We start from the raw sequence: 12,719 nt of genomic DNA on the forward strand, positions 1-12,719 counted from the left end.
CGGGATCGTCGCCGTTGACGTGGAAGATCGGCGCGCCGATCATCTTCGCCACGTCGGTGCAGTACTCCGAGGACCGAGAGTGCTCGGGTGCGGTGGTGAAGCCGACCTGGTTGTTGACGACGATGTGCACCGTGCCGCCGGTCTGGTACCCGGGCAGCATCGCGAGGTTCAGCGTCTCGGCGACCACGCCCTGTCCGGCGAACGCGGCGTCGCCGTGCAGTGCGAGTGGCAGCACCGTGAAGGCGTCGTCGCCGCGGTCGAGCATCTCCTGCTTGGCGCGCACGAGACCCTCGAGCACCGGGTCGACCGCCTCGAGGTGCGACGGGTTGGCGGTCAGCGAGACGTTGATCTCGTTCTCGCCGAACATCTGGTAGTACTTGCCCTCGGCTCCGAGGTGGTACTTCACGTCTCCCGAGCCGTGCGCCTGCGACGGGTTCAGGTTGCCCTCGAACTCGGTGAAGATCTTCGAGTACGGCTTGCCGACGATGTTGGCCAGGACGTTGAGACGACCGCGGTGCGGCATCCCGACGACGACCTCGTCGAGTCCGTGCTCGGCGCTCTGGTCGATGACGCCGTCCATCATCGGGATGACCGACTCGGCGCCCTCCAGCGAGAACCGCTTCTGCCCGACGTACTTGGTCTGCAGGAACGTCTCGAACGCCTCGGCGGCGTTGAGCTTGGACAGGATGTACTTCTGCTCGCCGATCGGCGGCTTGGTGTGCTTGATCTCCACCCGCTCCTGCAGCCACTGCTGCTGCTCGGGCTCGAGGATGTGGGTGTACTCCACCCCGACGTGGCGGCAGTACGCGTCGCGCAGCACCGACAGGATGTCGCGGAGCTTCATCGTGTCCTGGCCGTGGAAACCGCCGACCTTGAAGTCGCGGTCGAGATCCCACAGCGTCAGGTCGTAGGTGAGCACGTTGAGATCGGGGTGCGCGGTCCGGGCATCGGAATCGATCATCAGCGGATCGATGTCGGCCATCAGATGGCCCCGGTTGCGGTACGCCGCGATGAGTTCGAGGACCCGTGCGTTCTTGTCCACGGCGGGCGACGCGATGTCCTTGCGCCAGCGGATGGGCTCGTACGGGATGTGGAACGCGGTGAAGATCTCGTCGAAGAAGGCGTCGTCGAGGAGCAGGTTGTGGATGGTCCGGAGGAAGTCGCCCGACTCGGCACCCTGGATGATCCGGTGATCGTAGGTGGAGGTCAGGGTCATGAGCTTACCCACGCCCATCTCGGCGATCCGCTCGTCGCTCGCACCCTGGAACTCGGCGGGGTACTCCATCGCGCCTGCGCCGATGATCGCGCCCTGGCCCTTCATCAGGCGGGGCACCGAGTGCACGGTCCCGATCGTGCCGGGGTTGGTGAGCGAGATGGTGACGCCGGCGAAGTCGTCGGCGGTCAGCTTGCCGTCCCGAGCCCGCCGGACGATGTCCTCGTAGGCGGCGTGGAACTCGCCGAACTTCATCGTCTCGGTGTTCTTGATCGCCGCGACGACCAGCGACCGGCTGCCGTCCTTGCCGGGCAGGTCGATGGCGAGGCCGAGGTTGATGTGGGCGGGCGAGACCGCGTTGGGCTTGCCGTCGATCTCGTCGAAGTGGCGGTTCATGTTCGGGAACGCCTTGACCGCCTGGACGATCGCGTAGCCGAGGATGTGGGTGAACGAGATCTTGCCGCCGCGTGTGCGCGCGAGGTGGTTGTTGACCACGATGCGGTTGTCGATCATCAGCTTCGCGGGGATGGCACGCACGCTGGTGGCCGTGGGGATCTGCAGCGACAGCGCCATGTTCTTGGCGACGGCGGCCGACGCGCCGCGGAGGATCTTGGTGCTGTCCTCGGTCTGCGCCGGGGCGTCACCGGAGGGCTTGGTCTCCGACGTCGAGGTCGCCGCACCGTTCTTCGCGGCCGTGTCCTTCTTGTCCGTCGACTCCTTCTTCGGAACCGTGCCCTTGTTCGGGTTCGGCGCCTTGCTCACGGCCTTCTCGACCGGGACGGTCTTGGTCGCGGGGGAGGTGCGGGTGGGCGGAGGGGCGACGTTGCTGCCCGCCGAGCTGTCGCGGCTCTGCACCGCCTGCCCGGACGCGGCCTTCGTCGCGGGAGCCTCGCTCACCGCGGTGGCCGGGGCGTCGGCGCCCTTCTCCGGAGCGGCCGACGACGAGACGGGCTTGCTCGCCCCGTTGCCGCCGGAGCCGTTGGACGCCCGCTTCGCCGAGCCGTTGCCGTTGGTCGCGGCCCCGTCATCGGTTGTGGGCTCGTAGCCGGCGAGGAACTCGTGCCAGCTCGCGTCGACCGAGTCCGGGTCTTCGCGGAACCGCTGGTACATCTCGTCGACCAGCCATTCGTTCTGTCCGAAGTCTGAAACCGAACTGCTGCTCACGGCAGAATCTCGCCTCTATTCCCTGATTGATCTGTGTGTCTGATGGGCCCGGTGGTACAACAACGCCCGACCACCAAAGGTTAGTCCCCGCTCACACGCGATGCACACGGACCGGTGGTCGTGGATCGGTGTCGCTCAGCGGAGTGTCGAGGCGCCGTCGACTCGTGTGACACCCGCGTCCCAGAGCTCGCGGTACTTACCGTTCAACGCGAGCAGGTCGTCATGGGTTCCGAGCTCGGTGATCCGACCGTCGGCGACCACCGCGATGCGGTCCGCACGGGCCGCGGTCGCCAGGCGGTGGGCGACGATCACCGACGTTCGCGACCCGGTGAGATGCCGGCCCGCGGCGAGCACCTGTCGTTCGGTGGCCTGGTCGAGGGTGGCGGTCGCCTCGTCGAGCAGGAGCAGATCGGGGTCGACGAGTTCGGCGCGGGCGAGCGCGATGAGCTGACGCTGTCCCGCCGAGAGCCCCTGGCCGCGCTCACCGACACGGTGGAGCATGCCGCCGCGCAGGCCGGCGATCATGTCCACCGCGCCCACCGCGGCGGCCGCGGCGGTGATCCGCTCGCGGTCGGCGTCGGGTCGGCCGTAGGCGATGTTCGAGGCGACCGTCCCGGTGAACAGGTGGGGCTCCTGCGGGACCACGCCGAGACGGGACCGGTAGCGGTCGAGGGGGTACTCACGGATGTCGCGGCCGTCCATGCGCACCGAACCCGAGGTGGGGTCGTAGAAGCGGGCGAGGAGTTTGACGATCGTGGACTTGCCCGCACCGGTCTGACCGACGAGCGCCAGCGAGCTGCCTGCGGGCAGGTCGATCGACACCCCGCGCAGGGCGTCATCGGTCGCGGCCTCGTACCGGAATCGGACCTCGTCGAGCGCGGCGTGACCGGTGAAATGGGTGGCGGGGTCGACGGGGCCGGTGACCGCTGGGTCCGCGTCTGCCTCGGCGGCGACGCTGCTCTCGGTGCGCAGCAGGTCCCCGATGCGCCGCAGGCCCACGACGGCCTGCTGATACCCGTCGAACACCTGCGAGAGCTGTTGTACCGGACCGAACAACATGCCGAGGTAGAGCACGAAGGCGACCAGCGTGCCCGCTCCCGTGGCGCCGGTGCTGACCTGATGGGCCCCGAATGCGATGACGCCCGCCGTTGCCAGATCCGACGTGAGGGTAATGAACGGGAAGTACAGCGAGATGGCCTGCTGGGACACCATCCGAGCACGCACGTACTCCGCCGCGCGACCGGCGAACCGGGCCTCGGCGGGTTCGGTGTGCCGGTAGAGGATGGTCGTGCGCAGCCCGGCGACGTTCTCCTGGAAGTCGGCGTTGACCGTGCTGATCAGTTCCCGCGACCGTGTGTAGGCGCGGGACGAGACCCGCTGGAAGACGATCGTCGCGACGATCAGCGGCGGGAACACGAGCAGCATCAACGCGCCGAGGCTCGGATCGGTGAGCACCAACGCGACCGCGACCCCGACGATGGTGAGCACCGCGACCACCGCGGTGGACAACCCGGTCTGCAGGAACGACGACAGCGCGTCGATGTCGGTGGTCATCCGCGTCATGATCCGGCCCGACAGCTCGCGCTCGTAGTAGTCGAGTCCGAGACGTTGCAGGTGGGCGTAGCTGCGTATGCGCAGGGTGAACAACACGCGTTCCCCGGCCCGCGAGCTCATGATCGTCATCAGCGACGTCGCCACCCACCCGACGGCGACCAGGGCCAGGCCCACGCCCGAGGCGATCCAGAGCGACGTCAGATGGTCGGCGGTGGCGGCGTTGACCCCGATCCGAGCGATCGAGGGGAACGCCAACCCGACGAGGGTGTCGACGGCGATGGCCACGATGGCCCCGGCGAGCAACCAGCGCACGGGGGAGAGCATGCGACGCAACGAGAACTGCGGATCGTGTGCGCGGGCGGCCGCGACGTCGATGTCGGGGTCCTCGGTCGCGGGCGGCAGGGCCGCGACGGCGTCGAGGACGGCAGGCGTGGCCGGCATCGAGCCCAACGCGCCGGCGACACCACCGCCGCCGCCGCGACGACCCACCTTGGCGGGGACGCTCGCGCCGGCCCGGACCCCGAAGCCGCTGCCGTCGGTGGACGTCGACTCCAGCGCCGGCGGCCACAGGGTGTCGTCGGGATGTTCGGCCCGGGCCGGCGCGACGTCGGAGTCGAGGTCGTCGGCCGGGTCGGTGGTGTGTGACATCAGCGAACGGAACAGCGGGCAGCGGGCGTCGAGTTCTTCCGGCGTGCCGGTGTCGACCACAACGCCTGCGTCGACGACCGCGACGCGGTCGGCCAGGGTCAGCGTCGACCGTCGGTGGGCGAGCAAGATCATCGTGCGACCCGGCGAACTGCGCAGGGAACCGAGGATGGCTGCCTCGGTGGTGGCGTCGACGGCCGAGGTGGCGTCGTCGAGGACCAGCAGCGGGGGATCGGCGTAGAGCGCGCGGGCGACGGCGATGCGCTGTCGCTGACCGCCCGAGAGGGTCAGCCCGCGTTCGCCGACGACGGTGTCGTATCCGTCCGGCAGGGCGGTGATGAAGTCGTGCGCGCTGGCACGCCGCGCCGCCTCCGTCACACGCGCTCGACGCGACGCGTCGGGGACCTCGCCGGTCTCGTCGGCTTCCGGGCCGAGGGCGATGTTCGCCGCGATCGTGTCGGAGTAGAGGAATGGTTCGTCGACGACGATCCCGACGGTGGCGTGCAGTGCGTCGGGGGTCAGTTCCGCCGTGTCGAGGACCTCGCCGCCGGCGATCAGTTCGACCGCTCCGGCCTGCGGACGGTGCACTCCGCCGACGAGCGCGGCGATGGTGGACTTGCCCGATCCGGGTGGACCCACGACGGCGACGCATTCACCCGGGCCGACCTCCAGGTCCAGTCCGGAGAAGAGCTCGCGACCTCCGTCGGCAGGGTCGTCGAAGCCGAAGTGCACATCGCGCAGCCGGAGTACGACGGCGCCGGGGGGCACGGTGCGGGTGTTGGCCAGCGCCGGGTCGGCCGGGTGGTCGATGACGTCGTAGACGCGCTCGACGGCGGCGCGCGCCAGCTGGGCGGAGACGATCAGGTTGGTGAGCAGTCGCGCCAGTGAGGTCATCGTCGTGATGTAGGTGGCGAACGCGAGGAACGTGCCGACGGTGATGTCGCCGCGGGCGGTCAGGTAGCCGCCCAGTGCGATCACCCCGACCATCGCGACCTGTGGGATCGCACCCATGGTCGGCGTGAAGCGGGAGTTGATCGCCGCGGCCCGCATCCGTTGGGAGAACAGGCGTCGGCCGTGGCCGACGAGCTCGTCGACCGAGCGCCCCTCCTGTCCGAACCCCTTCACGACCCGGACCCCGGTGACCGTCTCCTCGACGTGCTGGGCGACGTCGGCCGCGGACTGCTGGGCCGACCAGGTCGCGGCGAACAGGGCCTTGCGGGTCCGGAACGCCACCACCGCAACCGCGGGGATGACGAGGACGGCGACGAGCGTGAGGAGCGGGGACAGATAGGCCATCACGCAGAACGCCAGGACGACCTGGACCACCGCGCCCAACGACAGCGGCACCATCGCCAGCAGACCCTGGACCAACTGCAGGTCCGAGATCGACCGCGAGACGACCTGCCCCGTGCTGATCGACTCCTGTGCGGTGCCGTCGAGTCGGAGCAGTGTTCGTAACAGCCCGCGGCGCAACGTGTTCTGGACGGTCAGCGACAGACGTCCCGCGGTGACCCGGCGGACGTACTGGGCACCGAACCGGATGACACCCAGGCCGGCCAGGGCCGAGGCGATCGCCGCGATGGAGAACCCGTGTGAGGCGACACCGGTCGCGTCATCGATGGCCGCCTTGGTGAGCAGCGGCGCGCCCAGGTCGATCAGGACGCCCACCCCGGTGACCGCCAGGGTGATGGTGACGAGCGCCCGGTTGCGGAGACACTCGGCAACCAGTCGGGCTATCCAGCCACCGTTCACCGATCTCCCGTGTCGATCGCCGCCTGACCCCGTGCCGATCCGTCGACGACGGTGCCGTCGATGATCCAGTTCGTCGGGGCGGGACCGAACGCCGTGCGGGCGTTGTCGATGATCTTGCGGCCCAGCATGCGGTTGCCGACGCCGCCGACGGCCGCGCCCACACCGGCCGGGAGGAGTTTGCCGACCATCAGCGGGGCCCGGCGGGCCGCGTACTTCTTGATCAGCTTCTTCATCAACGTCTTGTTCAGATTCCGCAGCGCGGGGGTGGGGATCGCCCCGCCCGCAACGCGTCCCAGCGCGTTGTTGCTCTTGGTGCCCAACGCCTTGCCGAGGGCGAGCACCCCCTGCTCACCGAGCACGACCGCCAACACCAGCGTCTTGCGACGCTCGCTGTGGTCGATCGGGATGCCGTGCACCTCGGCCACCGCGAGCGCCAACAACGCCGACGCCTCGACGAAGAACGCCGACTCGCCGCCGAGGGCTGCGATCGACGCGATGGTGCCGACCCCGGGGACGGCGGCCGCGGCCCCGACGGCGCCGCCGGAACCCATGACCGCCTTCAGGTATCGCGATTCGAGTCGCTCGATGAGCTGCGCCGGCGAGTCGTCCGGGTTGGCGTCGCGCAGGCGGCGGACGTAGGCCGCGACAGCGGGGGCCTGCAGACGCTGGGCGCGGTCGATGATCGACACGATCGCTCCCGAACCGCCGGACTGCTTCTCGACCGCGGGCGGCGTCGGCGCGCCCGGATCCGACGAGCTCATCGGGGCGCCGAGTCCTGGGCCGCGACGACCTCGCCCTCGATCGGGGGCGGCGGCGGGGTGCCGTCGCCGAACGGACGGCCGCCGAGCTCCTCGCGGTGGTGCGGGGAGTTCCAGCCACGCAGATCCGGGCCCTGCGGCACGATGCCGGTGGGGTTGATGTCGCTGTGCACGATGTAGTAGTGCTGCTTGATCTGCGTGAAGTCGGTGGTGTCGCCGAAACCGGGTGTCTGGAACAGGTCTCGCGCATACGCCCACAGGACAGGCATCTCGGAGAGCTTGGACCGGTTGCACTTGAAGTGCCCGTGGTAGACGGGATCGAACCGGGCCAGCGTCGTGAACAGTCGCACGTCGGCCTCGGTGATCGTGTCACCGACGAGGTACCGCTGGGTGGCGAGACGATCGCTGATCTTGTCGAGGTGGGTGAACAGTCGCGCGTAGGCGCGGTCGTAGGACTGCTGACTGCCCGCGAAACCGCAGCGGTACACGCCGTTGTTGATCTCGGTGAACACCCCGTCGTTGACGTCGTCGATCTCGGCGCGCAGGTGTTCGGGGTAGAGCTGCGGTGCTCCGTCCCGATGGTGCTCGGTCCACTCCAGGGAGAAGTCGATGGTGATCTGCGGGAAGTTGTTAGTCACCACCTGCCCGGTGGGCACGTCGACCATCGCGGGCACGGTGATGCCCTTGGGGTAGTCGGGGAATCGCGCCAGGTAGGCGTCCTTGAGTCGCGGGATCTGCAGCACCGGATCGAATCCACCGGGGTCGAGGTCGAAGGTCCAGCTGTCGGCGTCGTGGGTGGGGCCGCACAGACCCATCGAGATCGCGCCCTCGAGGCCCAGCAGGCGTCGGACGATGATCGCCCGGTTGGCCCAGGGGCAGGCGCGGGCCACGACCAGGCGATACCGTCCGGCCTCCACCGGATAGCCGTCGGCACCGTCGCGGGTGATGCGGGTCTCGATGTAGTTGGTGTCGCGGACGAAGTCGGCGCCCGGCTCGACGTACTTCCCGGGATTCGACTCGGTGGCGGTGTCGTGGGTACTCATCTCGACCAGATTAGCCCGTGTGCGGACGCCACTTGCGCGATGCTGATCGGTCTGTGATTATTCCTTCCGGAATATTCGACGCGGAATGACGTGGACGGGAGGGTCGATGGCAACCGAACTCACACCTCTCGCGGTGATGATCCTGGGTCTGACCGCCGAGCGCCCGATGCACCCGTACGAGATGGTCCAGACGCTGATCGCGCGCAAGGAGGACCGTTTCGCCAACATCCGGCCCGGTTCGCTGTACCACACCGTCGACCGACTGATGGCACGAGAACTGTTGCAGGTCAACGAGGTCGAGCGATCGGGTAACCGACCGGAGCGGACCGTCTACGCCATCACCGACGCCGGCTCGCAGGCCCTGCGGGCGCGGTTGTCGGCAATGCTCGGCACCCCGACCACCGAGTTCCCGGAGCTCTTCCTCGCGCTCGCCGAGTCACACGAACTACCGCGCGTGGAGGTCATCGACCTGCTCGAGCGTCGACTCGTCGCGATGTCCGAGGAGCTGGACTACTACCGGAGCGCGCGCACCCAGGCGACCGATCGCGGGGTGTCGGAGATGTTCCTGCTCGACGTCGGCTGCCGCTGCGCGACCCTCACCGCCCAACTCGACTGGCTGCGGTCGGTGCGCGACCGACTCGTCGACGGCTCGTTGACCTGGATGGACCACGCCCGTCGCGGCCAGGGCGCACCGCCGTGTCCGCTGGCGGGCGAGGACTTCTCCGGAATTGTCGGCCCCCCGGCGCACCATGCAACCCACACCACCAAGACGGAAGACGTGACGACATGACCGACACCACCAGTGCCCCGCCGGCGTTCAAGCCGGTGACCGACCGTCCCTGGGCCGCGCTCGGCGCACTCTGCCTCGGGTTCTTCATGATCCTGGTCGACATGACGATCGTCGCGGTCGCCCAGCCGAAGATCCAGGAGGGCCTCGACACCGACTTCAACGGCGTCATCTGGGTCACCAGCGCGTATCTGCTGACCTACGCCGTGCCCCTGCTCATCACCGGGCGACTGGGAGATCGGTTCGGGCCCAAGCTGATGTACCAGGCCGGGTTGGTCGTCTTCACCGTCGCCAGCGTCTGGTGCGGACTCTCCGGATCGATCGGGGAACTGATCGCGGCGCGCGCGTTGCAGGGTATCGGCGCGGCTCTGATCACCCCGCAGACGATGTCGCTGATCACCCGGATGTTCCCGGCCGAACGTCGTGGGGCGGCCATGGGCGTGTGGGGCACCGTCGCCGGTGTCGCCACGCTCGTCGGACCGCTGCTCGGTGGTGTCCTCGTCGACAGCCTCGGGTGGGAGTGGATCTTCTTCATCAACGTCCCCGTCGGCATCGTCGGCGTCGTCCTGGCGTGGTGGCTGGTCCCGACGGTCGACACCCGTGTCCGTCAGTTCGACGTGATCGGTGTCGTGCTGAGCGCGGTGGGCCTGAGCGCCTTGGTGTTCGGCATCCAGGACGGTGAGAAGTACGACTGGGCGCCGTGGATCTGGGTTCTCGTCGCCGCGGGCGTCGCGGTGATCGGGGTGTTCGTCTGGTGGCAGTCGAAGATCCGCACCGAACCACTCGTCCCGTTGTCACTGTTCCGCGACCGGAACTTCTCCCTCTCCAACGTCGGCATCGCGGCGATGGGCTTCGCGACCTCCGGGTTGATGGTGCCGATGATGTTCTATCTGCAGCTCGTGGGTGGGATGACGCCGACCCAGTCGGCACTGGTCCTGGTTCCGATGGCGCTGATCACCGGTGTGCTGGCGCCGTTCGTCGGCCGCATGGTCGACACCACCCATCCGCGATACATCATCGGATCGGGTCTGTTCCTCAACGCCGTCGCGATCGGGTGGCTGGGCATGATCGCCCGGCCGGACACCCCCGTGTGGATGCTGCTCCTGCCGGTGAGCCTGATGGGTCTGGCCAGCGCGGGGATCTGGGCGCCCTTGGCCGCCACCGCGAACCGCAACCTGCCCATGGCGCAGGCCGGGGCCGGGGCCGGGGTCTACAACACCATGCGTGTCGTGGGATCGGTGCTCGGCAGCGCTGCCGTCGGCGCTCTCCTGCAGACCCGTCTCGCCGCCGAGCTGCCCGGCGTCGGCGGCACCGTGCCCCACGACGTCGACCGGCTGCCCGCGTTCCTGCGCGAGGGTTTCGCGACCGCGATGGGCCAGGCGATCTACCTGCCGGCCGCGGTCCTGCTCCTCGGCGTGGTGGCCGCTGTCTTCCTGGCCCGGCCGCGGCACCTGGGGTCCACCCCCGCCGCGGTGGCGACCACGCCGACCACGCCCGCGGCGCAGTCGGTTCCGGCGCCGACGGCCTGAGGCCACCGGACACGGCGTCGGCCCTGGTTGACGGCCCTTCGACAGTCGGTTGTACTTGCAACCATGTTGTCCAGACTGACCATCGGCGAGCGTCGCGATCAACTCGTCGAGTGTGCGCTGGGGCTGGCGCAGCGGTCGGGGATGAACTCGGTGACCGTACGCGCGGTGGCCGAGGAGGCGGGAGTCTCCCTCGGCGTCGTGCACTACTGCTTCGCCAACAAGGACGAGCTGATGGCCGCGATGGTCGAGAGGGCCGTGGCCACGCATCTGCAGGCATTCCTCACCATCCAGCAGACGCCCGACGATCCGGCCGAGATCCGAACCGGCAGTGCGGCTCTGCACTCGATGCTGTCGGAGACGCTCGCCTCGGCGCTGATGCTGGCCCGCGATCACCCGCAGCGGTGGCTGGTGCTCATCGAGTCGACGGTGGTGTCCCTACGGGCACCCGACTCGTCCGGCTCGGCGTCGGCCGCCCTGCGGCAGAATGCCCTGGCCGAGCAGTACGGCCTGCAGTTCCTGACCGAACTCGGTGCGCGCAGTGCGATGACGTTCAACGGGGGCGAGCGCGACGTGGTTCGCGGTGCGCTGCAACTGATCTACGGGATGATCCAGTGGTGGCTGGTCGACCGCGACGACGAGGCCGCGACCCGGTCACTCGACCTGCTCGCAGGGTGGATCACCGATCGCGCGACCCCGGTGGTCGCGGTTCTCAACTGACCGAGACGTCGATGGTGTGCAGTCCGGTCGACCCGTCCGGGTCGGGTCGTGACACCACGGCCGACTGCTGTCGGCCCTCGCCGTCGATCGCGCGGACGGTCAGGGTGTGGTCGCCGGAGGTGGCGTCCCAGTCCCAACTCCACAGTCGCCAGGTGTCGATGTTGTCCGGCGCCAGCAGACGCGCACTCTGCCACGGGCCGTCGTCGACCTTCACCTGCACGGCGTTGATGCCCCGGGGCTGCGCCCATGCGACACCGCCGACGGCCACGCGTCCGGCGCTCACCGTGGCGGAGTCGCGGGGGACGTCGATCCGCGAACTGGTCTTGATCGGGCCCTTCTCCGACCACCCGCGCGTCGACCAGTAGGCCTTGGCGCGGTCGAAGCGGGTGACCTCCAGCGACACAACCCATTTCGTCGCCGAGACGTACCCGTACAGACCGGGGACCACCATGCGGGCCGGATAGCCGTGTTCGATGGGCAGCGGTGTGCCGTTCATGGCCACCGCGAGCAGGGAGTCGCGGTCGTCGGTCAGTGCCTCGAGCGGGGTACCGGCGGTGAAGCCGTCGGAACTGCTCGACAGCACCATGTCGGCGTCGTCGGACGGGCCCGCCATGGCGAGCAGGTCGCGCAGGCGGTAGCCGGTCCAGGTCGCGTTGCCGATGAGGTCGCCGCCGACCTCGTTGGAGACACAGGTCAGGGTGACCATCTTCTCGATGGCCGGCATGCGGCGCAGTGCCGCCATGTCGATCCGCACCTCGCGGTCGACCATGCCGTGGATCCGCAACGACCAGGCGCCGCTGGTGAGCTGGGGCGGCTGCAACGCCGTGTCGATCCGGTAGAAGTCGCTGTTGTCGGTGACGAACGGGGTCGCGCCGGCGTCGTCACCCGCGGACTGGTCGACGGTGTTGACCGCCCGGGGCACCGAGAACGCCGAACGGTCCCGACTGACGTCGTTGAAGAAGTGGTCGAGTGCGCTGCCCGCGACCCCGGTGACCACCGCGGCCGCGCCCGCGCCGGATGCGCCGAGCAGGAATGTGCGCCGATCGGGCCCGGTTCCGGTCTCGCCGGTGGTGGGGGAGTCCAGTCGGACCGCCATGAACCGGAGGAACGCGATGCCCGCGGCCACACCGAGGACCGTCGGGAGGAACCACCAAGCCCCCGCGGCCGGTCGCGTCACCGCCGCGGCGACGCCGAGTGCGCCGAAGGCGGCGAACAGCGCCGATCCCCACCAGCGCCGCGAGGTCTCCAGCAAGCCGGCGAGAACCGCCAGCAGTGCGACGATCACGCCCATGCCGACGAGCAGGGCGGTCTTGTCGCCGGTCCCGAAGGTGCTGATGGCGAACTCGCGAACCGACTTGGGCGTCAGGTCGATCACCGCGGACCCCACCGCGAACAGCGGCGACGCCGCACGATCGAACACCGCGGCCACCAGTTGTCCCACGCCGACGGTCAATCCGGCGGCGACGATCCCGTTGACGACGCGCAGAACCGTCACCGGGGGGTGCGGCTCCGTGGGCGTCGGTGTCTCCTGGACTGATGTCACCTGATCCAGTATCC

The 12,719-nt window shown here is 69.1% G+C and carries 8 protein-coding genes; 3 read left to right on the plus strand and 5 right to left on the minus strand.

The features are described from left to right. From JHC79_RS13985 to JHC79_RS14000, 4 genes are all read right to left on the minus strand, one after another. Nucleotides 1–2,377, minus strand: a 2,377-nt coding sequence (locus JHC79_RS13985) for a multifunctional oxoglutarate decarboxylase/oxoglutarate dehydrogenase thiamine pyrophosphate-binding subunit/dihydrolipoyllysine-residue succinyltransferase subunit (protein ID WP_296391782.1), incomplete at its 3' end; no start/stop codon positions are given. 135 nt (nucleotides 2,378–2,512) lie between these two features. Further along, nucleotides 2,513–6,328 (minus strand): ABC transporter ATP-binding protein, encoded by a 3,816-nt coding sequence (locus tag JHC79_RS13990; RefSeq protein ID WP_296391785.1) that lies wholly within the window; start codon nucleotides 6,326–6,328, stop codon nucleotides 2,513–2,515. After that, entirely contained in the window at nucleotides 6,325–7,089 is a 765-nt protein-coding gene (locus tag JHC79_RS13995; protein WP_296391787.1) for a hypothetical protein, read from the minus strand. The genes JHC79_RS13990 and JHC79_RS13995 overlap by 4 nt, the downstream gene beginning before the upstream one ends. Next, nucleotides 7,086–8,129 (minus strand): glutathione S-transferase C-terminal domain-containing protein, encoded by a 1,044-nt coding sequence (locus tag JHC79_RS14000; RefSeq protein ID WP_296391789.1) that lies wholly within the window; start codon nucleotides 8,127–8,129, stop codon nucleotides 7,086–7,088. The genes JHC79_RS13995 and JHC79_RS14000 overlap by 4 nt, the downstream gene beginning before the upstream one ends. A 106-nt stretch (nucleotides 8,130–8,235) precedes the next feature. Between JHC79_RS14000 and JHC79_RS14005 the strand changes: the two genes are divergently transcribed. The 3 genes from JHC79_RS14005 to JHC79_RS14015 all read left to right on the plus strand — a co-directional run bounded on the left by JHC79_RS14005 (nucleotide 8,236) and on the right by JHC79_RS14015 (nucleotide 11,162). Next, nucleotides 8,236–8,919: a PadR family transcriptional regulator gene (locus tag JHC79_RS14005; protein ID WP_296391791.1), complete on the plus strand. Its 684-nt coding sequence runs from the start codon at nucleotides 8,236–8,238 to the stop codon at nucleotides 8,917–8,919. Continuing rightward, nucleotides 8,916–10,445 (plus strand): MFS transporter, encoded by a 1,530-nt coding sequence (locus JHC79_RS14010; RefSeq protein ID WP_296391793.1) that lies wholly within the window; start codon nucleotides 8,916–8,918, stop codon nucleotides 10,443–10,445. The genes JHC79_RS14005 and JHC79_RS14010 overlap by 4 nt, the downstream gene beginning before the upstream one ends. A gap of 63 nt (nucleotides 10,446–10,508) precedes the next feature. Further along, the gene (locus JHC79_RS14015) at nucleotides 10,509–11,162 is read left to right on the plus strand and encodes a TetR/AcrR family transcriptional regulator (RefSeq protein WP_296391795.1); all 654 of its coding nucleotides are present in this window, start codon (nucleotides 10,509–10,511) and stop codon (nucleotides 11,160–11,162) included. Here JHC79_RS14015 and JHC79_RS14020 read toward each other — a convergent pair. Next, the gene (locus JHC79_RS14020; protein WP_296391797.1) at nucleotides 11,155–12,705 is read right to left on the minus strand and encodes a molybdopterin-dependent oxidoreductase; all 1,551 of its coding nucleotides are present in this window, start codon (nucleotides 12,703–12,705) and stop codon (nucleotides 11,155–11,157) included. The genes JHC79_RS14015 and JHC79_RS14020 overlap by 8 nt on opposite strands. Nucleotides 12,706–12,719: the final 14 nt, after the last annotated feature.

The organism is Williamsia sp. (genome assembly GCF_016462415.1).
Classification (GTDB): Bacteria; Actinomycetota; Actinomycetes; order Mycobacteriales; family Mycobacteriaceae; genus Williamsia_A.

Coding starts and splice junctions, on each gene's coding strand:
- JHC79_RS14010 (WP_296391793.1), top strand. CDS start 8,916: ATGACCGACACCACCAGTGCCCCGCCGGCGTTCAAGCCGGTGACCGAC.
- JHC79_RS14015 (WP_296391795.1), top strand. CDS start 10,509: ATGTTGTCCAGACTGACCATCGGCGAGCGTCGCGATCAACTCGTCGAG.
- JHC79_RS14005 (WP_296391791.1), top strand. CDS start 8,236: ATGGCAACCGAACTCACACCTCTCGCGGTGATGATCCTGGGTCTGACC.
- JHC79_RS13995 (WP_296391787.1), bottom strand. CDS start 7,089: ATGAGCTCGTCGGATCCGGGCGCGCCGACGCCGCCCGCGGTCGAGAAG.
- JHC79_RS14000 (WP_296391789.1), bottom strand. CDS start 8,129: ATGAGTACCCACGACACCGCCACCGAGTCGAATCCCGGGAAGTACGTC.